This window comes from Azospira sp. (assembly GCF_030247495.1).
Classification (GTDB): Bacteria; Pseudomonadota; Gammaproteobacteria; order Burkholderiales; family Rhodocyclaceae; genus Azospira; species Azospira oryzae.
This window is the reverse complement of the sequence record NZ_JAOTRW010000005.1, coordinates 154,942-177,846: the sequence shown is the minus strand read 5'-3', so window position 1 is coordinate 177,846 and position 22,905 is coordinate 154,942. Positions and strand designations below refer to the sequence as shown.

The 22,905-nt window shown below is 67.2% G+C and carries 21 protein-coding genes and 1 tRNA gene; 16 read left to right on the top strand and 6 right to left on the bottom strand.

Annotation, left to right across the window (positions count from 1 at the left end; all coding sequences use genetic code 11):
• The first annotated feature begins 5 nt into the window (after positions 1-5).
• The gene (locus OEL49_RS08940) at positions 6-263 is read left to right on the top strand and encodes a YfhL family 4Fe-4S dicluster ferredoxin (protein WP_014236133.1); all 258 of its coding nucleotides are present in this window, start codon (positions 6-8) and stop codon (positions 261-263) included.
• 78 nt (positions 264-341) lie between these two features.
• Here OEL49_RS08940 and OEL49_RS08935 read toward each other — a convergent pair whose 3' ends face one another.
• Both OEL49_RS08935 and mutM read right to left on the bottom strand, forming a co-directional pair.
• Positions 342-2,297: a dynamin family protein gene (locus OEL49_RS08935; protein WP_014236134.1), complete on the bottom strand. Its 1,956-nt coding sequence runs from the start codon at positions 2,295-2,297 to the stop codon at positions 342-344.
• A 122-nt stretch (positions 2,298-2,419) separates the two neighbouring features.
• Positions 2,420-3,247 carry a bifunctional DNA-formamidopyrimidine glycosylase/DNA-(apurinic or apyrimidinic site) lyase gene (gene mutM / locus OEL49_RS08930; protein WP_287874434.1) on the bottom strand — a complete coding sequence of 276 codons (828 nt, stop codon included), beginning with the start codon at positions 3,245-3,247 and terminating at the stop codon, positions 2,420-2,422.
• A gap of 167 nt (positions 3,248-3,414) precedes the next feature.
• On the opposite strand from mutM, the gene OEL49_RS08925 reads away from it, so the two are divergent.
• The 9 genes from OEL49_RS08925 to gluQRS all read left to right on the top strand — a co-directional run bounded on the left by OEL49_RS08925 (position 3,415) and on the right by gluQRS (position 11,254).
• Positions 3,415-5,154 carry a tetratricopeptide repeat protein gene (locus OEL49_RS08925; protein WP_014236136.1) on the top strand — a complete coding sequence of 580 codons (1,740 nt, stop codon included), beginning with the start codon at positions 3,415-3,417 and terminating at the stop codon, positions 5,152-5,154.
• A 3-nt stretch (positions 5,155-5,157) separates the two neighbouring features.
• Complete coding sequence (lolB, locus tag OEL49_RS08920; protein WP_152090043.1) at positions 5,158-5,733, top strand: lipoprotein insertase outer membrane protein LolB; 576 nt, start codon at positions 5,158-5,160, stop codon at positions 5,731-5,733.
• Positions 5,730-6,581 (top strand): 4-(cytidine 5'-diphospho)-2-C-methyl-D-erythritol kinase, encoded by an 852-nt coding sequence (ispE, locus tag OEL49_RS08915; RefSeq protein WP_287874432.1) that lies wholly within the window; start codon positions 5,730-5,732, stop codon positions 6,579-6,581. The genes lolB and ispE overlap by 4 nt, the downstream gene beginning before the upstream one ends.
• Before the next feature lie 172 nt (positions 6,582-6,753).
• A tRNA-Gln gene (locus OEL49_RS08910) sits at positions 6,754-6,830 on the top strand.
• 61 nt (positions 6,831-6,891) lie between these two features.
• Positions 6,892-7,845, top strand: coding sequence for a ribose-phosphate pyrophosphokinase (locus OEL49_RS08905; protein ID WP_014236139.1), 954 nt, complete (start codon positions 6,892-6,894; stop codon positions 7,843-7,845).
• A gap of 53 nt (positions 7,846-7,898) precedes the next feature.
• The gene (locus OEL49_RS08900; RefSeq protein WP_014236140.1) at positions 7,899-8,501 is read left to right on the top strand and encodes a 50S ribosomal protein L25/general stress protein Ctc; all 603 of its coding nucleotides are present in this window, start codon (positions 7,899-7,901) and stop codon (positions 8,499-8,501) included.
• A 75-nt stretch (positions 8,502-8,576) separates the two neighbouring features.
• Entirely contained in the window at positions 8,577-9,155 is a 579-nt protein-coding gene (pth, locus tag OEL49_RS08895; RefSeq protein WP_014236141.1) for an aminoacyl-tRNA hydrolase, read from the top strand.
• A gap of 13 nt (positions 9,156-9,168) precedes the next feature.
• Positions 9,169-10,260: a redox-regulated ATPase YchF gene (gene ychF, locus OEL49_RS08890; protein WP_014236142.1), complete on the top strand. Its 1,092-nt coding sequence runs from the start codon at positions 9,169-9,171 to the stop codon at positions 10,258-10,260.
• An 82-nt stretch (positions 10,261-10,342) separates the two neighbouring features.
• A complete protein-coding gene (gene gluQRS / locus OEL49_RS08885; protein WP_287874430.1) occupies positions 10,343-11,254 on the top strand; it encodes a tRNA glutamyl-Q(34) synthetase GluQRS in 912 nt (303 codons plus the stop codon).
• A gap of 25 nt (positions 11,255-11,279) precedes the next feature.
• Here the strand turns inward: gluQRS and clsB are convergent, their stop codons facing one another.
• The 3 genes from clsB to nadA all read right to left on the bottom strand — a co-directional run bounded on the left by clsB (position 11,280) and on the right by nadA (position 14,386).
• Entirely contained in the window at positions 11,280-12,440 is a 1,161-nt protein-coding gene (gene clsB, locus OEL49_RS08880) for a cardiolipin synthase ClsB (protein ID WP_287874429.1), read from the bottom strand.
• Positions 12,441-12,445: 5 nt separating this feature from the next.
• On the bottom strand, positions 12,446-13,201 hold the full coding sequence (locus OEL49_RS08875; RefSeq protein ID WP_014236145.1) for an endonuclease/exonuclease/phosphatase family protein: 756 nt from the start codon (positions 13,199-13,201) through the stop codon (positions 12,446-12,448).
• A gap of 87 nt (positions 13,202-13,288) precedes the next feature.
• Positions 13,289-14,386, bottom strand: a complete 1,098-nt coding sequence (gene nadA / locus OEL49_RS08870; protein ID WP_014236146.1) for a quinolinate synthase NadA — start codon at positions 14,384-14,386, stop codon at positions 13,289-13,291.
• Between the two features lie 50 nt (positions 14,387-14,436).
• Here nadA and OEL49_RS08865 point away from each other — a divergent pair, with 50 nt between their 5' ends.
• From OEL49_RS08865 to OEL49_RS08855, 3 genes are read left to right on the top strand one after another with little or no spacing between them, the layout of a single operon-like run.
• Positions 14,437-17,580, top strand: coding sequence for a CHAT domain-containing protein (locus OEL49_RS08865; RefSeq protein ID WP_287874427.1), 3,144 nt, complete (start codon positions 14,437-14,439; stop codon positions 17,578-17,580).
• 43 nt (positions 17,581-17,623) lie between these two features.
• The gene (locus OEL49_RS08860) at positions 17,624-18,040 is read left to right on the top strand and encodes a hypothetical protein (protein WP_207222253.1); all 417 of its coding nucleotides are present in this window, start codon (positions 17,624-17,626) and stop codon (positions 18,038-18,040) included.
• 4 nt (positions 18,041-18,044) lie between these two features.
• Entirely contained in the window at positions 18,045-18,863 is an 819-nt protein-coding gene (locus OEL49_RS08855; RefSeq protein WP_287874425.1) for a hypothetical protein, read from the top strand.
• Positions 18,864-18,866: 3 nt separating this feature from the next.
• Here the strand turns inward: OEL49_RS08855 and OEL49_RS08850 are convergent, their stop codons facing one another.
• Positions 18,867-19,319: a rhodanese-like domain-containing protein gene (locus OEL49_RS08850; RefSeq protein WP_287874423.1), complete on the bottom strand. Its 453-nt coding sequence runs from the start codon at positions 19,317-19,319 to the stop codon at positions 18,867-18,869.
• Between the two features lie 329 nt (positions 19,320-19,648).
• On the opposite strand from OEL49_RS08850, the gene glnA reads away from it, so the two are divergent.
• From glnA to glnL, 3 genes are all read left to right on the top strand, one after another.
• The gene (gene glnA / locus OEL49_RS08845) at positions 19,649-21,061 is read left to right on the top strand and encodes a glutamate--ammonia ligase (RefSeq protein ID WP_014236151.1); all 1,413 of its coding nucleotides are present in this window, start codon (positions 19,649-19,651) and stop codon (positions 21,059-21,061) included.
• A gap of 170 nt (positions 21,062-21,231) precedes the next feature.
• Entirely contained in the window at positions 21,232-21,732 is a 501-nt protein-coding gene (locus tag OEL49_RS08840; protein WP_014236152.1) for a DUF4124 domain-containing protein, read from the top strand.
• Between the two features lie 38 nt (positions 21,733-21,770).
• A complete protein-coding gene (gene glnL, locus OEL49_RS08835; protein WP_130459471.1) occupies positions 21,771-22,826 on the top strand; it encodes a nitrogen regulation protein NR(II) in 1,056 nt (351 codons plus the stop codon).
• Positions 22,827-22,905: the final 79 nt, after the last annotated feature.

Here is a 22,905-nt window from a genome sequence, read left to right as displayed (position 1 = left end):
CAGCTATGGCTTTGATGATTACCGACGAATGCATCAACTGTGACGTGTGCGAGCCGGAGTGCCCCAACGAGGCCATCTCCCAGGGCGAAGAGATCTATCAGATCGACCCCAGCAAGTGCACCGAGTGCGTCGGCCACTACGACACCCCCCAGTGCGTTGAAGTGTGCCCGGTGGATTGCATCCCCAAGAACCCGGACGTGGTCGAAAGCGAAGACCAGCTGTGGAGCAAGTACGAGAAGCTGACCGGCAACAAGCGCGCCTGAGTCTTCTCCGGGCCGGTGACGGCCCCAATAAAAAAGCCACGGCATGCCGTGGCTTTTTTATTGGCCGCGAGGCGTGCGTCAGGCGGCGGCCTGGAGGCCTTCCCCCTGGGGGTGCAGCAGGGCCTGGAGATCGTTGCCGAGGGTCTGCAGGGTGTCGATCTGGGCCAGCAGGGCGGCTTCCATGTGGTTCAGTTCGCCGATGCGGTCTTCCAGGGTGTCGGTGGCCTGGTGGATGCGCTTGATGCTTTCCAGGCGGCGCTTCAGCTGGATCTGGTGTTCCCGCACCTGGGTCTCCATGGGGGCCATGACTGCCTTCAGCCAGATTTCCACGTCCCGGTTGGCGTGCTCGAAGGCGCGGCGCACCTGCACCGCCACTTCCTCGAAGAACTTCTGGGTGACGTTGCCCTTCTCGTGGGTCAGCAGCTGGAACATGGTGTTGAGGTGGGTGTTGCACCACTGCTCCAGACGCTCCAGCTCCTTCTCATAGCGCAGCAGGTTGAACTGGGTCGGCGAACCCAGCTTGAGCCCGTGCTCGACGCTGAACTTCTTGTAGATGGCCTCCATCATGGAGAGGATTTCGCCGATCTCCTTGCCGGACTTCTGCACGTTCTCCTTGGAGGTGCGGAAGAAGCGGTCCATGGCCGCGGACAGACCCCGGGAGAAGGTGGCCGCCTGCATGGCGTCCCGGGTCTCGTGGGTGAGGCTGCGCAGGGCGTCCAGGCCCAGATGGGCAAAGAGGTTGTTGGTCAGGGTGGAGAAAACGCTGCGCACGGCGTAGTAGCGCTGCAGGCCCGATTCGAACTCTTCCTTCTCGGTCTTGATCTTGGCCATCATGTATTCCACGACGCCCTTGTTCTTGCCCTTCAGTTCGGTCAGTTCGGTCAGCTGTTCCTTCAGGCCCCGCATACGGGAATCCAGCAGGGCGCGCATGCGGGCGTGCAGCTCGCCGAACTCGGCCTCGGTGTTGTCGCGCACGATGTCCTGCTTGGCCGGGATCAGTTCCTCGGAGAGGGCCCGTTCCAGTTCCGGCAGGCGGGAGCGCTGCAGCAGGGCGTCGTCGCCGTTGATCTTGGCCACCAGGGCCTTCTGGGCAGAGACGGGGAATACCTGCTCCTGGGGCAGGCCCAGGATGGAGGCGCAGCTGTCGGCCTGGCGGGCAATTTCGGCCTGGATCTCGGCCTCGCTCTTGAGCTCGTCCCAGAGGCCGTCGATCTTGTTGAGCACCGCCAGGCGGCCCCGCTTACGGTTGCCGCCGGCGCCGATGTTGTCCTTCCAGATGGCCAGGTCGGACTGGGTGACGCCGGTGTCGGCGGCCAGGATGAAGAGCACGGCATGGGCGTTGGGCAGCAGGGACAGGGTCAGTTCCGGCTCGGCGCCGATGGCGTTGAGGCCCGGGGTGTCCAGGATCACCAGGCCCTGTTGCAGCAGGGGATGGGGGAAGTTGATGACGGCATGGCGCCAGCGGGGGATTTCCACCAGGCCGTCCTCGCCGATGCGGTAGGTGGCGGCCTCGTCGTCGCCGACGGGAAAGCCCAGCTTCTCCGCCGTGTCCCGGTCCACCCGCACCACTTCGCTGACGTGGCGCAGGGTGTCCTGCATGGCTTCAGGGGAGTCCACGTTGAGGGGCACGGTCTCCCACTCGTTGGGGAAGCGCTTGTATTCGGAAATGCCGGCATTGGTGGCCCGGGTGTGGATGGGCAGCAGCTCGATGCAGGAGGGCTTGTCGGCATCGAACAGCAGTTCCGTCGGGCACATGGTGGTGCGGCCGGCGGAAGAGGGCAGCATGCGGTTGCCGTAGTCGGCGAAGAAGATGGCGTTGATCAGTTCCGACTTGCCCCGGGAGAATTCGGCGACGAAGGCCACGTTGAGGCGGTCTTCCTTGAGGCGCTCGAGCAGCTGGGTCAGGCGCAGGTCGCTCTGGGCATCGCCCAGTTCATTGTCCGCCAGCCAGGCGCGGAAGTGCTCGATGCACTCCGACAGCTGCGTCCGCCATTGGCTGTAGGCGGCGAAGTTCTGGGCAAGGGTATTCGGCATGGCGACACCGGCGACAAAAAGGGAGAGGCTACTCTACCCCACAATGCCAAATGGAATCAACGCGCTGGCGCCGCTTGTGCCAGCACTGGTTGAAATGGGGCGACGGACGGTCGCCGGGGCCGTCAGCGCTGGCAGCGGGGGCAGTAGAAAGTGCTGCGTCCGCCCTGGGTGATGCGGCGGATGGGGCCGCCGCAGACCTGGCAGGGCTCTCCTTCCCGGTCGTAGACGGCGACGATGAGCTGGAAGCTGCCGGCGCCGCCGTCGCTGTGCACGTAGTCGCGCACGCTGCTGCCGCCGGCGGCGATGGATTCCACCAGCACCTCCCGCACCGTGGCTGCCAGCCTGTCGCAGCGCTGGCGGCTGAGGCGGCAGGCCGGCGTCAGGGGCGAAATGCGGGACCGGAAGAGGCTTTCCGCCGCATAGATGTTGCCGACGCCGACGATGCAGTGGGCGTCCATCAGCACCTGCTTGATGGGGGCCTGGCGCCGCCGCAGGGCCTGGTGCAGCCAGGCGCCGTCAAAGGCGTCGCTAAGCGGCTCGACGCCCAGGGGCGCCAGCAGGGGGTGGTCGAGCACAACGGGGCCGTCCACCCACAGCAGGGTGCCGAAGCGGCGCGGGTCCCGGTAGCGCAGGGTGCGGCCGGGAAAATGCAGGTCCACGTGATCGTGCTTGCTCGGCGGCGTGCCGGGCGGGACCAGGCGCAGGCTGCCGGACATGCCCAGGTGCAGGATGATCCAGCCGCCGCCCCCTTCGCTCTCGAAGTCGAAGAGCAGGTACTTGCCGCGCCGCTCCACCCGCTTCAGGCAGCGGCCCACGGGGCGTTCGGCCAGGGCCGGCGACAGTTCGTGACGCAGGCGCGGAGCCCGCAGGCTGACGCCCTGCAGCACCTGGCCGGGCAGGTAGGGCAGGAGGCCGAGGCGGCTGACTTCGACTTCGGGGAGTTCGGGCATGGCGAAAAGTGGATGAATGAGCGGATGTATGGATTGGTAAAGTGTTGCGAGCGGATGTAAGCGGCACGGCCGCCCGCTTGTGGCGCCCTGGAAAACTGCCTAACATGCGGCACTAATCTTAAGCGAAAGCTTCTAACGCGGTCTCCTCCCCGGTGACTGACACTGCCATGAAAATGATCCCCCTCGCTGTCCTGGTCGCCGCCCTGGCTGCCAATGGTGCCCTTGCCGCCGATGCCGCCCCCGCCCCCGTGGCCAAATCCCGGGCGGCCAAGGCCGAGCGGGCGCCCCGGGCCCCGGCGGCCGTGCCCACCTCTGCGGCCGAGCTTCCGGCCGGCCAGGTGGCGTACCAGGTGCTGCTGGCGGAAATCGCCCTGCGCCGGGGCTACGGCGACCTGGCCCTGTCCGTGTACGCGGAACTGGCCCTGCGCAGCCGGGACCCCCAGGTGCTGGCCCGGGCCATCGAGGTGGCGGGCTTTGCCCGGCGCATGGACCTGGCCCATGAACTGGCCCAGCTGTGGGTGGAAACGGAACCCGAGTCGGTGACGGCCCGCCAGACCCTGGTGGGGGTGCTGATCGTCCTCAACCGCCTGGACGACCTGGTGCCCCACCTGAGCAAGCTGCTGGAGCAGGACAAGGACAACCTGGGCGACAACCTCAGCCGCCTCAACCGCATGCTGGTCCGCCAGCCGGACAAGAGCGCCGTGCTGCGGCTGGTGCAGCGCGTCACCCAGCCCTACCAGGGCGTGGCCGAGGCCCATTTTGCCGTGGCCCAGGCCGCCCTGGCCGCAGGCGACCGCCCCCTGGCCCAGGAGTCGGTGCGCCGGGCCCAGGAGCTGCGTCCCGAATGGGAAATGCCGGTGCTGCTGGAGGCCCAGATCGTCTCCGCCGAAGCGCCGGCCAAGGTGGTGCCCCTGCTGGAGCGTTATCTGAGCCGCCATCCCAACGCCAAGGACGTGCGCCTGCACCTGGCCCGGGCCTATGTGGGCGACAAGCGCTTCAGCGATGCCAGCGCCGAGTTCCGCCGCCTGCTGCGGGACTTCCCCAACAGCGTCGAAGTGGTCTATCCGGTGGCCATCCTGGCCCTGCAGCAGAATGACCTGGACACCGCCGAGACCCAGCTCAAACACCTGCTGGAACTGGAGTTCGGCGACCGCAACCTGGTCAATTACTACCTGGGCCAGGTCATGGAGGCGCGCAAGAACGAGGCGGCTGCCATCGACTACTACGGCCAGGTCGGCCTCAGCGAGCCCTTCCTCAATGCTCGCAACCGCCAGGCCATGCTGCTGGCCCGGGCCGGCAAGCTGGACGAGGCGCGGCAGGTGCTGCAGCAGACCGCCACCATGCATCCCACCGAGCGGGTTGCCCTGGGCCAGTCCGAAGCCCAGCTGCTGCGCGACGCCAAGCGTTACGCCGAGGCCCTGGAGGTGCTGGAACGCCTGCTCAAGAGCAATCCGGGCAATGCGGAGCTGCTCTACGACTCGGCCCTGGTGGCCGACCGTCTCGACAAGGTGGCCCTGGTGGAAGAGCGCCTGCGCCAGGTGATCGCCCTGCAGCCCGAGAACGCCCATGCCTACAACGCCCTGGGCTACACCTTCGCCGAGCGCAACATGCGCCTGGACGAAGCCCGGGAACTGGTGGCCCGGGCCCTGGCCCTGCTGCCGGACGACGCCTTCATCATCGACAGCATGGGCTGGGTGCTCTATCGCCAGGGCGACCTGGCCGGCGCCCTGATCCAGCTGCAGAAGGCCTACGGCCTGCGCCAGGACCCGGAAATCGCCGCCCACATGGGCGAGGTGCTGTGGGGTCTGGGGCGCCAGGACGAGGCCCGCCGCGTGCTGCGCGAAGCCGCCAGGAAGGACCCGGACAACGAAGCCCTGGCTGCCGCCGTCAAGAAATTCCAGCCCTGATCCGTGGTTGCCGCATTTCTCCGTTTAGGCGCCGGAGCGCTCCTGGCCCTGCTCGCCGCCTGCAGCACCGTGCCGGAGCGCTATGCCGTGCCCGCCGTGGCGCGGGAAACCTTGCAGTCCTTCCAGATCGAGGGGCGTTTTTCCCTGCGCTACGAACAGGCCAGCTATTCCGGCAAGATCGCCTGGCGCCATGCCCCTGAAGGCGACGACATCTTCCTCATGAATCCTTTCGGCCAGGGCGCGGCGGAGATCAGCCGCCGTCCCGGCGTTGCCCGCCTGGTGACGGCCGACCAGAAGGAATTCCAGGCTGCCGATGCGGACCAGCTGGTGGCCGACGTGCTGGGCTATCCCCTGCCGGTGGCCGGCATGGGCGAATGGCTGCTGGCCCGTGCCACCCCGGCAGGGGCGGCGGAGCGCGACGGCGCCGGCCGCCTGCTGCGCCTGCAGGAGGCCGGCTGGAGCATCGACTACGACTACGGCGACAACCCCAGTCCCCAGGCCCTGCCGGTGCGGCTGACGGCCCGCCGGGGCGAAGCCCTGGAGCTGAAGTTGCGCATCGACGACTGGAGCGCCCAATGAACCCGGCCTGGACCTGGGACAGCGCCTACCCGGCGCCGGCCAAGCTTAATCTTTTCCTGCATGTGGTGGGCCGCCGCGCCGACGGCTATCACCTGCTGCAGACCCTGTTCCGTTTCGTCGATTACGGCGACACCCTGCACTTCGCGCCCCGGGAGGACGGCCAGGTGCGCCTGCTCAATCCCCTGCCCGGGGTGCCGGAGGAGAGCGACCTGACCGTGCGGGCCGCCCGTCTCCTGCAGCAGGCGGCCAACTGTACCCGGGGGGCGGATATCCGCCTGGAAAAGCGGCTGCCCATGGGCGGCGGCCTGGGCGGCGGCAGTTCCGACGCCGCCACCGTGCTGCTGGCCCTCAACCACCTGTGGCAACTGGGCCTGTCCCGGGAACGGTTGCAGGCCCTGGGTCTGACCCTGGGGGCCGATGTGCCGGTCTTCATCTTCGGCCGCACCGCCTTCGCCGAGGGCGTGGGCGAGGCGCTGCAGGCCGTGCCGGCGGCGCCGGCCTGGTATCTGGTGCTGCAGCCGCCGGTAGCTGTGCCCACCGTGGACATCTTCCGGGCTCCCGAACTGAAGCGGGACACGCCGGCCATGGCGGCTGCCGATTGGCGGCCCGGCCTGGGCGGCAACGATCTGGAGCCGGTGGCCTGCGCCCGCTTTCCCGAGGTGGCGCGGCACCTGGCATGGCTGCAGCGTTTCGGCCGGGCCCGCATGAGCGGCTCCGGGGCCTGCGTCTTTGCCGAATTCCCGGACCAGGCCGGGGCCGAGGCGGCCCTGGCCCAGCTGCCGCCCGACATGCAGGGCTGGGTGGCGCCCGGGCTGGACAGCCACCCCCTGTACGGACTGTTGCCCTAGGGTGGCCGGGTGGGTGGCGAAGTTTTTTGGCAAAAGATTTGCCCGCCCGAAATTTTTTGTGTAATATCCGCGCCTCGCTAGTCACGCAGCGCAACGCAGGTTGCGGGACAGGCACAGATTTCCAGTCGCTGGCGGCAGCAGTTCTGATGTCCGGCAGCGCCAAACCGGTTACTGGGGAGTCGCCAAGTTGGTTAAGGCACCGGATTTTGATTCCGGCATGCGAAGGTTCGAATCCTTCCTCCCCAGCCAATAATTCCGAGACAACGGGCAGGTACATACCTGCCCGTATTGCATTTCTGGGGGCGCCCCTATGGCTTTCAATAGCCTGATGGTCTTTACCGGCAACGCTAATCCCAAGTTGGCTGCCGACGTGGTTTCCCGCCTGGGCCGCCGTCCCCTGGGACGTGCCAGCGTAGGCCGCTTCTCCGACGGGGAAGTGAGCGTGGAAATCGAAGAGCACGTGCGTGGTCACGACGTCTTCATCCTGCAGTCCACCTGCGCCCCCTCCAACGATACCCTGATGGAACTGCTGGTGATGGTGGATGCGCTGAAGCGCGCCTCCGCCGGTCGCATCACCGCCGCCATCCCCTATTTCGGCTACGCCCGCCAGGATCGCCGCTCCCGTTCTTCCCGGGTGCCCATCGCCGCCAAGCTGGTGGCCGACCTGCTGACCGCCGCCGGCGTGGACCGGGTCCTCACCATGGACCTGCATGCCGAGCAGATCCAGGGCTTCTTCGATATCCCGGTGGATAACGTCTACGCCCTGCCGATCCTGCTGGAAGACATCCAAAAGCAGAACCACGAAAACCTGCTGGTGGTCTCCCCCGACCACGGCGGCGTGGTCCGCGCCCGTTCCCTGGCCAAGCGCCTGGAGTGCGACCTGGCCATCATCGACAAGCGTCGCCCCAAGGCCAACGTCTCCGAGGTGATGAACATCATCGGCGAAGTGGACGGCCGCACCTGCATCATCATGGACGACATCGTCGATACCGCCGGCACCCTGTGCAAGGCCGCCTCCGCCCTCAAGGCCAACGGTGCCCAGAAGGTGGTGGCCTACTGTACCCACCCGGTGCTGTCCGGCGCCGCCGTGGAGCGGGTCAATTCCTCCGACCTGGACGAACTGGTGGTGACCGACACCATTCCGCTGCGCGACGATGCCATGGCCTGTTCCCGCATCCGCCAGCTGTCCGTGGCCGAACTGCTGGCCGAGACCATCCGGCGCATCAGCAACGAGGACTCCGTGTCCTCCCTGTTCATCGAATAAGTTTTCTCAACCCCCCGGCTGGTCGCGGTCGGGGTCTTTACTTTGGAGTCATCATGATCTTTGAATTCAACGCCGATAAGCGCAACGACCAGGGCACCGGAGCGAGCCGCCGCCTGCGTCGTGCCGGCAAGGTCCCGGGCATCGTCTACGGTGGTACCGCTGCCCCCATCTCCATCGAGGTGGACCACAACGCCATCTACCTGGCTCTGCGCAAGGAAGCATTCCACTCTTCCCTGATCAACCTGAACATCGACGGCAAGAAGGAATCCGTTCTGCTGCGCGACTACCAGGCTCACCCCTACAAGGCCATCGTGCTGCACGTGGACTTCCAGCGCGTCGATCCCAACCAGAAGCTGCACACCAAGGTGCCCCTGCACTTCGTGAACGCTGACATCGCTCCCGGCGTCAAGCTGGGCGGCGGCATCGTCTCCCACGTGCTGAACGAAGTGGAAGTGACCTGCCTGGCTGCCGACCTGCCCGAGTTCATCGAAGTGGACCTGAAGGACCTGGCTGCTGGCCACTCCATCCACATCGCCGACGTCAAGCTGCCCAAGGGCGTGGCTCTGGTGCAGCACGGCCAGGACAACCCCGTGGTCGCCACCATCATGACCGTGCGCGGCGCTGCCGCAGCCGAAGAAGCGGCTCCTGCTGCTTAATCTTCCGGTCTGACCGTGCAAGAAGCCGCCGCCGGGCTCAGCCCTCGCGGCGGCTTTATTTTTTGAGTCTTTCCAGTGAACGCTCCCCGTCTCATCGTTGGCCTCGGCAACCCCGGCGCGGAATACGAAGATACCCGGCACAATGCGGGCTTCTGGCTGGTGGACCGCCTGGCCCGGGACCTCAAGGTCAGCCTGGCGCCCCAGAGCAAGTTCCTCGGCCTGGCCGCCCGGGCCGGTGACACCTGGCTGCTGCAGCCCACCACCTTCATGAACCGTTCCGGCCATGCGGTGGCGGCCCTGGCCCGCTTCTACAAGATCGAACCGGAAGAGGTGCTGGTGGTGCATGACGAACTGGACCTGATGCCCGGTGCCATCCGCCTCAAGCAGGGCGGCGGCAACGGCGGCCACAACGGCCTCAAGGACATCCAGGCCCAGCTCGGCAGTCCCAATTTCTGGCGCCTGCGCCTGGGGATCGGCCACCCCCGCAGCCTCAACCTGAAGCAGGAAGTCGTCGATTTCGTCCTGCATCGCCCCCGGGCCGAGGAGCAGACGGAAATCGACAAGGCCATCGACCGCTGCCTGCTGGCCTGGCCCCGCATCGCCGCCGGCGATTTCGCCGCCGCCCAACAACAGTTACACGGCAAAACCGTTTAGCAAGGAAAACACCATGAGCTTGAAATGCGGCATCGTTGGTCTGCCCAACGTCGGCAAATCCACCCTCTTCAACGCCCTGACCAAGGCGGGCATCGAAGCGGCCAACTACCCCTTCTGCACCATCGAGCCCAATGTGGGCATCGTTGAAGTGCCCGATCCCCGCATGGCGGCCCTGGCCGAGATCGTCAAACCCCAGCGCATGCAGCCGGCCATCGTCGAGTTCGTGGACATCGCCGGCCTGGTGGCTGGCGCCTCCAAGGGCGAGGGCCTGGGCAACCAGTTCCTGGCCAACATCCGGGAAACCGATGCCATCGTGAACGTGGTGCGCTGTTTCGACGACCCCAATGTGGTGCATGTCTCCGGCAAGGTGGATCCCATCGCCGACATCGAGACCATCATCACCGAGCTGGCCCTGGCCGACCTGGCCGTGGTGGAGCGCACCATCGCCCGGGACGGCAAGAAGGCCAAGTCCGGCGACAAGGAAGCCCAGAAGCTGGTGGCCGTGCTGGAAAAGCTGCTGCCCCACCTCAACGAAGGCAAGCCCGCCCGCACCGCCGGCCTGTCCGACGACGACAAGCTCATCGTCAAGCCCCTCTGCCTGCTCACCGTGAAGCCCGCCATGTACGTGGGCAACGTCATGGAAGACGGCTTCGAGAACAATCCCCACCTGGACCGCCTGCGCGAACATGCCGCCAAGGAAGGCGCTCCCGTGGTGGCCGTGTGCGCCAAGATCGAAGAAGAACTGGCCGACCTGGAAGACGAGGACAAGCAGGCTTTCCTGGCCGACCTGGGTCTGGAGGAGCCGGGCCTCAACCGTCTCATCCGCGCCGGCTACGACCTGCTCGGCCTGCAGACCTACTTCACCGCCGGGGTCAAGGAAGTGCGCGCCTGGACCATCCACAAGGGCGACACCGCCCCCCAGGCCGCCGGCGTCATCCACACCGACTTCGAGAAGGGCTTCATCCGGGCCCAGACCATCGCCTACGCCGACTTCATCGCCTTCAAGGGCGAGCAGGGTGCCAAGGAAGCCGGCAAGATGCGCTCCGAAGGCAAGGAATACGTGGTGCAGGACGGCGACGTCATGAACTTCCTGTTCAACGTCTGATTTCCTTCCGCCCCATGCCGGCCGGCCCCCTCGTCAGAGCGGGCCGGCTTTTTCTTGGTGCCGATCCGGTAAACTCCGGCCCATGACCCGCTCCCCTTCCGCCTATCGCGGCCGCTTTGCCCCCTCGCCCTCCGGCCCCCTGCATTTCGGTTCCCTGGTGGCTGCCCTCGGCAGTTGCCTGGAGGCCCGTTGCCGCCAGGGCGAGTGGCTGGTGCGCATGGAGGATGTGGATGGGCCGCGCACGGTGCCGGGCGCGGCGGATGCCATCCTGCGCAGCCTGGAAGCCTACGGCTTCGTCTGGGACGGCCCCGTGCTGTGGCAGAGCCAGCGCCACGAGGCCTATGCCGCCGCCCTGGCCCGCCTGCAGGCGGCGGGGCAGGCCTATCCCTGCGCCTGTTCGCGCAAGGAGATCGCCGAGGGCCACGGCGGCCGCTCCATTGACGGCGCCCCCCGCTATGCCGGCACCTGCCGCGGCGGTTTGCAGCCCGGGCAGTCGCCCCGGGCCTGGCGCCTGCGTCTGCCGGACCGGGAGGTGAGCTTCGAGGACGGCCTGCTGGGCTGGGTGGGGCACAACCTGGAGCGGGACGTGGGGGACATCGTCCTGCTGCGGGCCGACGGCCAGTACGCCTACCAGCTGGCGGTGGTGGTGGACGATGCCTTCCAGGGCGTCACCCACGTGGTGCGCGGGGCCGACCTGCTGGATTCGACGCCGCGCCAGATCTGGCTGCAGCAGTGCCTGGGTGTGCCAACGCCGGCCTACGTGCATCTGCCCCTGGCCACCAATGCCCGGGGCGAGAAGCTGTCCAAGCAGACCCGGGCACCGGCCCTGGACGACGGCCGGCCGGTACCGGCCCTGGTGGATGCCCTGGAGTTCCTTGGCCAGCGGCCGCCTCCGGCCCTGCGCGCCGCCAGCCGGGACGAGGTATGGGCCTGGGCAGTGGCCCACTGGAACCTGGCGCTGGTTCCCCGTTGCCGGGCCGTCAGCCTGGAATAGGGCTTGCTTGCTGGCTCCCAGGCCCTCAGTGCCTGGCGCCGTAGCCTGCCAATCCGATCATCAGCCGCACCAGGGAATAGGCCAGGCGCCGCAGCCAGCGGGAATGCCAGGGAATGCGGCGCCAGCGTCCCGGCAGCAGCTCCCGTCCGCCCTCGGCCATGGCCTGCTGCAGGCTGCTCCGCAACTGGGCGGTGAAGGTGGCGTCCCGCACCACCACATTGGCCTCCCGGGCCAGCAGCAGGGAGAAGGGATCGATGTTGCTGGAGCCCACGGTGGCCCAGTCCCGGTCCACCACCGCCACCTTGGCGTGGAGGAAGCTGCGGTGGTATTCGACGATGCGGATGCCGGCCTCCAGCAGGCTGCCGTAGAGGGCCTGGCTGGCGTAGTGCAGCAGCCGGTATTCCACCCGCCCCTGCAGCAGGATGGTGACGCGCACGCCCCGGGCGGCGGCTTCCCGCAGGGCTTCCTTGAAGCGGCGCCCCGGCAGGAAATAGGCGTTGGCCAGGATCACTTCCTCCCGGGCTGCAGCGATGGCCTGCAGGTAGGCATCCTCGATGTCGCGCCGGTGGCGGATGTTGTCCCGCACCACGAAGGCGGCCGTCTGTTTGCCGACCGGCTGACAACAGGCCGGGGCCGGCGGTGGCAGGCGGAAGCGGTGGCGGAAACTGGCCCAGACGACGATTTCCCAGACATGCCGCACCGAGCGCTGGATCGGTTCCAGCAACGGGCCCTCGACGCAGACGGCGTAATCGAAGCGGGGCGGAATCTGGTGCGGCGTGTTGCGGTCGTCGATGATGTTGATGCCGCCGACGAAGGCCAGGCGGCTGTCCACCACGGTGATCTTGCGGTGCAGGCGGCGCAGGCGATGCCGTCGCAGGCCCAGGTCGGGCAGTTCCGGGCGGTAGATGAGGACCTGCACGCCGTCGGCCACCAGGGCCGGCATCAGGGTCCGGGGAAAGTCCCGGGCGCCGAAGCCGTCGGCCAGGACCCGCACCTTGAGGCCGCGCCGGGCGGCCCGGCAGAGGGCGGAGGCGACAGCCTGGCCGGTCTCGTCGGCCTCGAAGATGTAGGTCTCCAGATGCACCTCCCGCTCCGCCCCGTCGATGGCGGCCAGCAGGGCGGGGAAGAACTCGTCGCCGCTGTTGAGCAGGGTGACCCGGTTGCCTGGCAGGTAGGCCGCGTCCATGGTGCCTAGACGGGGGTGAGGTGGGCGGAGAGGGCCGCGTGGTCCGAGATGCGCGACCAGGGACGGCCGAAATGGACCTGGGTGGCGCTGACGGCAAAGCCCCGGGCGTAGATGCGGTCCAGGCGGAACAAAGGCAGGCCGGCCGGATAGCTGCGCACCGGGCGGCCCCGGGCGCCGTGGAAGACCTCGGTCAGGCCCAGGCGCTCGGCCAGCAGGCCGTCGGCCCGGTTGCGCCAGTCGTTGAAATCGCCAGCGATGATGAGGGGCGCATCCTCGGGCACCAGACCCTCCAGGCGCTGGGCCAGGGCGTCCATCTGCCGCCGCCGGCTGCGGCCGATCAGGGACAGGTGCACGCAGACGCAATGCAGGTGGCGCTCCCAGCCCGGCACCTGGACTTCGCAATGGAGCAGGCCGCGGCGTTCGAAGCGCAGATGGGTGACGTCCTGGTTGTGGCTGGAGAGGATGGGAAAGCGGGAGAGGATGGCGTTGCCGTGGTGGCCGTGGTCATAGACCATATTGCGGCCGTAGGCGGCGTCGGGCCATACGTCCTCGGCGAGGAATTCGTGCTGGGGTTCCTCCGGCCAGTGCTCGTGCTGTTCCGCATGGCCCAGGTGCAGCCCCTGCACCTCCTGCAGGAAGACCAGGTCCGGGCCCAGGGCCCGCAGGCGTTCCCGCAGCTCATGCACCATCATGCGGCGGTTGAACTGGGAAAAGCCCTTGTGGATGTTGTAGGTGGTGATATGCAGGGTCGGGCGGCTCATGCTTGAAGCGTATCACAGCGGAAAGGGGCTCCGCCGGGACGAAAAAAAGGGGCCATGACGGCCCCTTTCTTCTCTGTTGCGCCGTGTTCAAGAAATGGCCAGCATCCGGTCCAGGGCCAGCTTGGCCATGGGGGCTTCGTGGGCGGGCACGCTGATGCGGTTCACCACGTTGCCCTCGGCCAGGTTTTCCAGGGTCCAGGCCAGGTGCTGGGGGTCGATGCGCTGCATGGTGGAACACATGCACACCGTGGGGGCCATGAACTGGACGATCTTGCCTTCCGCCTTCACTTCCTCGGCCAGGCGGTTCACCAGATTCAGCTCGGTGCCCACCAGCCAGCGGGTGTTGGGGGCGGCTTCCTTGATGGTCTTGACGATGTGTTCGGTGGAGCCCACGTAGTCGGAGGCCTTGCAGACATCGAAGCAGCATTCCGGGTGGGAGATCACCAGGCCGTCCGGATGCTCCTGGCGGAAGCGCTGGATGTGGGCCGGCTGGAACATCTGGTGCACCGAACAGTGGCCCTTCCACAGCAGGATCTTGGCCTCCTTGATCTGCTGGGGAGTGAGGCCGCCGTATTCCTGGTCCGGGTCCCACACCACCATCTGCTCCATGGGGATGTCCATGTTGTGGCCGGTCCAGCGACCCAGGTGCTGGTCGGGGAAGAACAGCACCTTTTCCCGCTGGGCGAAGGCCCACTTGGCGATGGTGCCGGCGTTGGAGGAGGTGCACACGATGCCGCCCCGTTCGCCGCAGAAGGCTTTCAGGTCGGCGGCGGAGTTGATGTAGGTGACCGGGGTGACCAGGGATTCCGCATTGCCCAGCACTTCGTTCAGTTCGCGCCAGCAGCGCTCCACCTTGGCCAGGTTGGCCATGTCGGCCATGGAACAGCCGGCCGCCAGGTCCGGCAGGATGGCGATCTGCTCCGGCTTGGACATGATGTCCGCCACCTCGGCCATGAAATGCACGCCGCAGAAGACGATGTATTCGGCGTCGGTCTGGGAGGCCAGGCGGGACAGCTTGAGGGAGTCGCCGGTGAGGTCGGCGTGCTGGTACACGTCGGCCCGCTGGTAGTGGTGGCAGAGCAGGACGGCCTTCTTGCCCAGCTTGGCCCGGGCGGCGCGGATGCGCTCCTGGCAGTCGGCGTCGGCCATCTGGTTGAAACGGTCGAATTGAATGGTGGCTTGCATTTGCTAGTATGTTCCCGTACGGAATGGGAGCCCGGGGGCGAGGAGCAATGTTGGGAAAGCGGAAATTCTATCATCGCTGGGGCCGGCCCCTTTCGCTGCTTTGCCTGCTGCTGGCGGGGGGGGCTGCACCGGTGTTCGGCGAGGAAGCGTTGCCGGAGCCGGAGGAGCTGCTGCTGGCGCCGCCGCCCCGCACCATCCAGGACGTAACCCGCCTGCTGGCCCAGTACAAGCCGGACCCCAAGGCGGCGGCCGAAGCCGTCGCCGCAGCCGAAAAGCCGGTACCCGATACCTCGGACCGCAATGTGCTGTTCGAGTTTTATCTGGAACGGGCCCGGGCTGCCGGCCGCATCGGTCGGGTCCGGCAGCAGATCGCCGACCTGGGCCAGGCCCGGCTCCTGGGCGAAGCCGGTTCGGCCCGCTATTCCCGCGCCCTGCGGGAACTGGCCTCCGCCGAAACCTCCGGCGGCAACCTGCTGGCGGCCGTGCGTTATGCCGAGGAGGCCATCCGCGCCACTCCGGCCAATTCCCAGGGCCAGCTGACGGGGACCAACCAGCTGGCCGCCTACCAGTACACCCTGATCGGCGATTTCGACAGCGCCCGGGCCCGGCTGCGGGACCTGGAGGCCATCCTGACCCGCATGAAGCAGAGCCGCAACTGGGACAACTTTGGCCATTCCTGGGTGGCCAACTACGAGCGGGCCCGGGGTGAGCTGTTCCGTGTCGAGGGCCGCTTCATCGAAGCTGAAGCGGCCTACCGCCGCGCCCTGCGGGAGAACGACGCCTACCTGGCGCTGCTGCCCCGGCTGCAGGAGCGGAACATCGACGGCGGCAGCGTGGATGGCAGCCGCCGTTTCACCGAGGTGCTGGAACGGAGCCTGGCGGCCACCCTGCTGGCCCAGGGCAAGACGGCGGAGGCCGAGATCTATGCCCGCCAGGCCATCCGCCACTCCCTGGAGCGGGGCGGCCGGGATTCGATCGATGTGGGCCAGGGCCTGCGCATCCTGGCCTCCATCCTGGCCGAGGAGGGGCGCCTGGAGGAGTCCTCCCTGCTGGCCCGGGCGGCCCTGGACACTTTCCTCGAGGCCGGCGCCGTGCCCGAATCCCGCCTGCTTTCGGATGCCCGCCGCGCCCTGGCGGCGGCGCTGGTGGCCCAGCGCCGTTACGGCGAGGCCCTCCAGGTATTCGAGGAGCTGCGGGCCGGCATCGCCGCTTCCCCCGAGCTGCTGGCCAAGACCGGTGCCGCCGACCTGGATTGGGTGCTGGCCCTGCTGCGTACCGGCAATGTGACGCGGGCCGAGCAGATGGCCCGGGCCATGTACGACTGGGCCCGCCAGCGCTACGGAGACGGCAGCGCCCGCAGTGCCGAAGTACGGGGCTTCCTGGCCATGACCCTGGGCGCCGCCGGCCGCCCCGAGGAGGCCTTCCAGGCCTTTGCCCAGGCGGTGCCGATCCTGCTGGACCAGGCCCGCAACGATGCCGAGGCGGAAACCGGCAGCCGCAAACGCCAGCAGCGCCTGCTGCTGATCCTGGAAAGCTACCTGCAGCTGCTGGGTCGCCTGGACGCCTCCAGCCCGGTCCTGCCCAAGGGCTTCGATGTGGTGGCCGAGTCCTTCCGCCTGGCCGACATCGCCCGTTCCAGCAGCGTACAGCGGGCCCTTACCGCCAGTGCCGCCCGGGCCCGCATCGACGATCCGGCCCTGGCCGAGCTGGCGCGCAAGGAACAGGATGCCCAGCGCCGCATCAATTCCCTCAACACCCTGCTGACCCAGCTGCTGTCGGCTGCCGCGGACCAGCAGCTGCCCCAGGTGCAGCAGAAGATCCGCAGCGATGTGGATGCCCTGCGCCAGCAACGGGAAAGCTATCGTAAGGACATCGCCCGCCGTTTCCCCGATTACGCCCAGCTGGTGGATCCCCGGCCGGTGACCCTGGAGGAGGCGCGGCGTCGGCTGCACCCGGGGGAGGTGCTGGTGGCCTGGTACTTCGGTGAGGAGGGCGGCCAGGTATGGGCGGTACCGGCCCAGGGCCAGGCCCGCTCGGCGCCCGTCGCCCTGTCCCGGGCCCGGCTGGCGGCGGCCGTGGCCGGCCTGCGCCGCGCCCTGGACCCGGGGGTGACCAGCATCGAGGAAATCCCCCCCTTCGACGTGGCCGCCGCCCATGATCTCTACGTGCAACTGCTGCAGCCCGTGCTGCCGGCCTGGCAGGGTGCCCGGGTCCTGCTGGCGGTGCCCCACGCCGAGCTGGGCCAGCTGCCCCTTTCCGTCCTGGTGACAGAAGCGGTGCCGGCGCCGGGCCGCAGCCCGCTGCCTTTCGCTGCCTACAAGGAGGTGCCCTGGCTGGCCCGCAGCGTCGCCATCGCCCAGCTGCCCTCGGTAACGGCCCTGGGCAGCCTGCGGGCCCTCAAGCCGGGGGATGCCGGGCGTCGTCCCTTCATCGGTTTCGGCGATCCCCTGTTCAGCGAGGAGCAGGCCCGGCTGGCGGCGTTGCCCCCCAAGGGCATGGCCACCCGGGGAGTGCCCCTGCACCTGCGCAGCGTGCCTCGCACCGGTGGCGTCGATTCGGCCGAGCTGGCTTTGCTGCCGCGCCTGCCCGACACGGGCAGCGAAATCCGGGAAATCGCCCGGGTTCTGGGGGCCGAACGGGATGACGACATCTACCTGCAGACCCGGGCCAGCGAACGCTCCGTCCTGGAGGCGGACCTGAGCAACCGGCGGGTGGTGATGTTCGCCACCCACGGCCTGGTGCCCGGGGACCTGGACGGCCTGATCCAGCCTGCCCTGGCCCTCACGGCGCCCCAGCTCAGCGGCGGCAAGGGCGACGGCCTGCTGACCCTGGACGAGATTCTCGGCCTGAAGCTGAATGCGGATTGGGTGGTACTCTCCGCCTGCAATACGGCAGCGGGGGAGGGCAGCGGCGCCGAGGCTGTGTCAGGCCTGGGGCGGGCCTTTTTCTACGCCGGCGCCCGGGCCCTGCTGGTCTCCAACTGGCCGGTGGAAACCGTGGCGGCCCGTCTCATCATGACGGACCTGTTCCGCCGCCAGGTGCAGACGCCGGGGCTGGCCAAGGCCGAGGCCCTGCGCCAGTCCATGCTGGCCCTGCTGTCCGGGCCGGGCAGCGTGGATGCGAAAACGGGCAAGGCTGCGTTCAGCTATGCCCATCCCCTGTTTTGGGCCCCCTTCGTGGTGGTGGGCGATTGAGAGGAGAGCGACGATGCAGCGAGTGACGAGTTTTTTTGCGACGATGGCCTTGCTCGGCCTGCTCAGCGGCCCGGCCGCGGCAGTGACCCTGATCAAGGATGAGGAAGCCCGCCTGCCGGCAGCGGCGGCGGGGCTGGTCACCCGCGGCATCACCCGGGGCCCGGGGGTGAAGATGCTGTCCCCCGATCCGGCGGCCGGCCCGGTCAAATCCCCCTTCAACCTGAAGGTCAGCTTCGAACCCCGTGGCGGAGCCCGGATCGATCCGGCCAGCGTCTCCGTCACCTACCTGAAGGCGACCCCGGTGGACCTGCTGCCCCGGGTCAAGGCCGGCTTGAGTGCGGGCGGTATCGAGCTGGCGGGCGCCGAAGTGCCGCCGGGGGAGCACCAGATCCGCGTCACCGTGCAGGACAGCGAGGGGCGTCAGTCCTCCACCGTGCTGCAGCTCAATGTGGTGAAGTGATCCCATGAAGTGCCCCTACTGCACCTCCGACATTTCCCGGGAAGCCCTGGTGTGTCCCGTCTGCCGCCGCGACCTCTACCTGTTCAAGCCGCTCCTGGCCCGCATTGCGGACCTGGAGGCCCAGTTGCAGGAGAGCCGCGAGGCGGTACCGGAACTGTCGGCCCTGCAGGAGCGGATTCGCCTGCTGGAAGCCGGCAGCCCGACCGGGACCATGCCCGGCGCGGCGACCGGCGGTTCTGGCTGCGGGCGGGGCAGCTGGCTGCTGTACTGGGGGCTGCCCCTGCTGTTGTTGCTGCTGGCCCACGGCCTGATTGTGCTGGCCTTCGATCTCGACACGCTATATCTGCGCATCGTTTCCCTGCTCATTCCCCTGCCCTTCGGTTTTATGCTGCTGCAACGGGGGCCGCGGTCCCTCTGGCATGCCGGCGCTGCCGCCTTTGCCATGGCGGCCCTGGCGGTGCTCGGCATGAGTGGTCTGGTGGCCTACGTGGATGGGGTGCCCTGGCTGCCCCAGGGGCGGGTGGAGTGGCGCGAATTCGCCGAGTACGCCGCCAGCATCGGTTTCAGCTACCTCACCGGCATGCTGCTGGGGCGCCTGCTGGCCCGCCGTGTCTCCGCGCTGCCGGCGGACTTGGCGGCGGAGTCGGCGGCAGGGCAGGGGGGCTGGAAGATGGCCCTGGCGCGGCGCCTGGTGAGCGGCCCGCCCAGCATGGAAAAGCTGCAGAAGGCGGTATCCCGCATCAACGAGGTTTCCAGCTCCCTGGTGGCCATCGGCACCACGGTGCTGTCCATCTACACCGGGCTGAAGGACCTGCTCGGCTGATCCTCAGCCCTGCTGCCAGGGCAGGCCGGCATGGCGCCAGCCGCCCACCTTGTTGCGCTGGCCGTTGGCATCCTTGTCGCCCTCGAAGCCTTCGAGGACGTTGTACACCTCGGTGTAACCGGCCTGCACCGCCGTTTCGGCGGCCTTGTGGGAGCGGGCGCCGCTGCGGCAGATGAACATCACCAGGGCCTCTTTATCCACCTGATGCACCAGTTGGGCGGCAAAGTGGGGATTGGGCTGGTTGCCGGGATACTGCATCCATTCGATTTCCACGGCATCGGGAATGCGGCCGACCCAGTCCCACTCGGCGTGGGTGCGCACATCCACCAGCTTGGCTCCCGGCGCGGACTGCAGCAGTTCGTAGGCCTCCCGGGGCGTCAGGGCGCCGCCATAGGGCAGGCCCAGTTGCCGGGCCCGTTCCTGGGCCAGGGTCAGAATGTCGGAAATCTTGCCCATGGCGCTTGTCCTTCTGCTGGTTGATGGGAAAAGTATAAGTCAGATGCCGCTGCCGGCGGAGCCATCCAGGTTTCCTGGCGCCGGAGTTGTCGCGAGGGGGGACGAGCAGCTTTGGGGCGCTGATATACACGAACGCACCAGAATGGTGCGTTAGCCTGTAAAATGCACCGTTTGCGTGCGTCAAAAAAGTCCCGGTCGGGAAGTTTGCTTATGGCACAATGGCCTACTCGGCGCGAAGTGCTGGCATGGAACCTGCTATGAAAGTCGCGCACCGAATTATTTGATTTTGCCGGTCCGGCCGGTACCTGTTCAGTTAGGAGACTTAGCGTATGGCTACCCCCCAAGACATCATGAAGATGGTCAAGGAAAACGACGTCAAGTTCGTCGATTTCCGTTTCACCGACACCCGCGGTAAAGAGCAACACGTGGGCGTGCCCGTCAGCGCCTTCGACGAAGACAAGTTCGAATCCGGCCACGCTTTCGACGGTTCCTCCATCGCTGGCTGGAAGGGTATCCAGGCCTCCGACATGCTGCTGATGCCGGACCCCAACACCGCCTACATCGACCCCTTCTTCGACGAAACCACCCTGATCCTGACCTGTGACGTGGTGGAACCGGCCGACGGCAAGGGCTACGACCGCGACCCCCGCTCCATCGCCAAGCGCGCTGAAGCCTACCTGAAGTCCTCCGGCATCGGCGACACCGCCTTCTTCGGTCCGGAACCCGAATTCTTCATCTTCGACTCCGTGGAGTGGAAGACCGACATGTCCGGCACCTACGTGAAGATCTTCTCCGAAGAGGCTGCCTGGTCCACCGCCGAGAAGTTCGATGGCGGCAACGCCGGCCACCGTCCGATGGTCAAGGGCGGCTACTTCCCCGTGCCCCCCGTTGATTCCTTCAACGACATGCGCGCCCAGATGTGCCTGCTGCTGGAAGCCTGCGGCGTGCCCGTCGAAGTGCACCACCACGAAGTCGCCACCGCCGGCCAGAACGAAATCGGCACCGTCTTCAACACCCTGGTGCGTCGCGCCGACCAGACCCAGATTCTGAAGTACATCGTGCACAACGTGGCTCACCAGTACGGCAAGACCGCCACCTTCATGCCCAAGCCCATCGTTGGCGACAACGGTTCCGGCATGCACGTGCACCAGTCCATCTGGAAGGATGGCCAGAACCTGTTCGCCGGCAACGGCTACGCCGGCCTGTCCGAAACCGCCCTGTACTACATCGGCGGTATCATCAAGCACGCCAAGGCCCTGAACGCCATCACCAACCCCGGTACCAATTCCTACAAGCGTCTGGTGCCCCACTACGAAGCTCCGGTGAAGCTGGCCTACTCCGCCAAGAACCGTTCCGCTTCCATCCGCGTGCCCTTCGTGCAATCCACCAAGGCCCGCCGTATCGAAACCCGCTTCCCCGATCCCATCGCCAACCCCTACCTGTGCTTCGCTGCACTGCTGATGGCTGGCCTGGACGGCATCCAGAACAAGATTCACCCCGGCGACGCTGCCGACAAGAATCTGTACGACCTGCCGCCCGAAGAAGATGCCAAGATCCCGACCGTTTGCGCCAGCCTGGACGAAGCCCTGGCCAACCTGGACAAGGACCGCGAGTTCCTGACCCGCGGCGGCGTCTTCTCCAACGACTGGATCGATTCCTTCATCGACCTGAAGATGGAAGAAGTGAACAAGCTGCGCATGACCACCCACCCGGTGGAATTCGACCTGTACTACAGCTGCTAAGCGGCTGCAGTACCGAGAAAGGGGACGGCCGCGGCCGTCCCTTTTTTTTGCTCCCGAGGCCGCCGAGCGAGGCCTCCGACGCCGTGTCCGGGCTTGCCCGGAGCAATGGCAAAGGCATTTGTAAAAGCCCTATCGATCCAATACACTTGCCCCGAACTCAAGGAGCGGCAATGAATACCAAGCTTTCCCGTGCCTCCCTGCTGGCCAGCCTGCTGGCCCTGGGGTTTGTCGGCCCGGTCCGGGCCGACATCTTCAAATGTACCGACGACGCCGGTCACATCACCTATGCCAATGCCCCCGGCAAGGGCTGCAAGCGCATCATCACCGATCCCACCAACTCGGCTCCCAGCGGCGGCAGCCGGGCCCCGGCCAAGGTCAGCACGCCTTCGCCTTCGGATTTCCCCAAGGTGGGCAGCGAAACCCAGCGCAGCCGCGACAACGACCGCCGCACCATCCTGGAACAGGAACTGGCGGCGGAGCAGAAGAACCTGGAGGCCGCCAAGAAGGAGCTGGCCAATCAGGAGGCCAACATCCAGCCGACCGACCGCAACGTCGGCGGCGGCATCAACGGCGCCAAGGTGGCCGAGCGGGTGCAGCCCTACAAGGACAAGGTGCAACTGCATGAGCGCAACATCGAAGCCATCCGCAAGGAAATCGGCAATCTGCGTTGAGCGCCGCGGCTGGTACGCTTCCTGCTATCCAACCAGCCATGCCTAATCTGAATCCCGGCCCCTTCAGCGGCCTCGACCTGCTTTCGTCTGCCGTCATCCTCCTGGGTGACGGCCTTGTCATCCGCCACATGAACCCGGCGGCGGAGAACCTGCTGGCCACCAGCGGCCGGGTGGTGGTGGGACGCTCCCTGCTGGACATCATCCAGGCCTCGGCCGGCCTGCAGAAGGCCCTGGACAGCGCTCTGGACAACGACTGGAGCTATACCGGCCACAACATCGAGATTCGCCGCGAAGACGACGAGGTGCTGCAGATCAACTGCACCGTGACGCCGGTGGATGCCCCGGAGGCCCGCCTGCTGCTGGAGCTGCGCCCCATCGACCAGCAGATCCGCGCCTCCCGGGAAGAGCGCCTGCTGCAACAACAACAGGCCAGCCGGGAACTGATCCGCAACCTGGCCCACGAGATCAAGAATCCCCTCGGCGGCATCCGGGGCGCCGCCCAGTTGCTGGAGTTCGAACTGAACAACCCCAGCCTGCGGGAATACACCCAGGTCATCATCAAGGAAGCGGACCGGCTGCAGGACCTGATGCAGCGCCTGCTTTCGCCCCATCGGCCGATGCAGCCCGGGCCGGTGAACATCCACGAAATCCTGGAACGGGTGCGCAGCCTGCTGTTGGCCGAATTCCCCGGCCAGCTGAAGATCCGCCGTGACTACGACACCAGCCTGCCGGACCTCATCGGCGACCGGGAGCAGCTGATCCAGGCCATCCTCAACATCGCCCGCAACGCCGCCCAGGCCATGGAAGGCAAGGGTGAGATCGTCCTGCGCACCCGGGCCGTGCGCCAGGTGACCCTGGCCAAGAAGCGCTTCCGCCTGGCCCTGGAACTGCAGGTGATCGACAACGGCCCCGGTATTCCCGAAGACATCCGGGAGCGCATGTTCTACCCCCTGGTCTCCGGCCGGGACGGTGGTTCCGGCCTTGGTCTGACCCTGGCCCAGAGCTTCGTGCAGCAGCACCAGGGCACGGTGGAATGCGAGAGCCGCCCGGGCCGCACCTGCTTCATCGTGCGCCTGCCCCTGGAACACGCCTGAGGCCGGCGCCAAGCTGGCAAAGTAATTGCTCGGTGCTGTGGACCATTTCGCCACAGCGCAAAACGAATAAGGGATCACA

Bases quoted from the DNA above. Each gene is read 5' to 3' on its own strand.
- ychF (WP_014236142.1), top strand. From the start codon at position 9,169: ATGAGCTTGAAATGCGGCATCGTTGGTCTGCCCAACGTCGGCAAATCC.
- mutM (WP_287874434.1), bottom strand. From the start codon at position 3,247: ATGCCCGAACTCCCCGAAGTCGAAGTCAGCCGCCTCGGCCTCCTGCCC.
- OEL49_RS08940 (WP_014236133.1), top strand. From the start codon at position 6: ATGGCTTTGATGATTACCGACGAATGCATCAACTGTGACGTGTGCGAG.
- OEL49_RS08925 (WP_014236136.1), top strand. From the start codon at position 3,415: ATGAAAATGATCCCCCTCGCTGTCCTGGTCGCCGCCCTGGCTGCCAAT.
- OEL49_RS08935 (WP_014236134.1), bottom strand. From the start codon at position 2,297: ATGCCGAATACCCTTGCCCAGAACTTCGCCGCCTACAGCCAATGGCGG.
- OEL49_RS08905 (WP_014236139.1), top strand. From the start codon at position 6,892: ATGGCTTTCAATAGCCTGATGGTCTTTACCGGCAACGCTAATCCCAAG.
- OEL49_RS08840 (WP_014236152.1), top strand. From the start codon at position 21,232: ATGAATACCAAGCTTTCCCGTGCCTCCCTGCTGGCCAGCCTGCTGGCC.
- glnA (WP_014236151.1), top strand. From the start codon at position 19,649: ATGGCTACCCCCCAAGACATCATGAAGATGGTCAAGGAAAACGACGTC.
- ispE (WP_287874432.1), top strand. From the start codon at position 5,730: ATGAACCCGGCCTGGACCTGGGACAGCGCCTACCCGGCGCCGGCCAAG.
- clsB (WP_287874429.1), bottom strand. From the start codon at position 12,440: ATGGACGCGGCCTACCTGCCAGGCAACCGGGTCACCCTGCTCAACAGC.
- OEL49_RS08850 (WP_287874423.1), bottom strand. From the start codon at position 19,319: ATGGGCAAGATTTCCGACATTCTGACCCTGGCCCAGGAACGGGCCCGG.
- OEL49_RS08860 (WP_207222253.1), top strand. From the start codon at position 17,624: ATGGCCTTGCTCGGCCTGCTCAGCGGCCCGGCCGCGGCAGTGACCCTG.
- gluQRS (WP_287874430.1), top strand. From the start codon at position 10,343: ATGACCCGCTCCCCTTCCGCCTATCGCGGCCGCTTTGCCCCCTCGCCC.
- OEL49_RS08875 (WP_014236145.1), bottom strand. From the start codon at position 13,201: ATGAGCCGCCCGACCCTGCATATCACCACCTACAACATCCACAAGGGC.
- OEL49_RS08900 (WP_014236140.1), top strand. From the start codon at position 7,899: ATGATCTTTGAATTCAACGCCGATAAGCGCAACGACCAGGGCACCGGA.
- glnL (WP_130459471.1), top strand. From the start codon at position 21,771: ATGCCTAATCTGAATCCCGGCCCCTTCAGCGGCCTCGACCTGCTTTCG.
- OEL49_RS08855 (WP_287874425.1), top strand. From the start codon at position 18,045: ATGAAGTGCCCCTACTGCACCTCCGACATTTCCCGGGAAGCCCTGGTG.
- nadA (WP_014236146.1), bottom strand. From the start codon at position 14,386: ATGCAAGCCACCATTCAATTCGACCGTTTCAACCAGATGGCCGACGCC.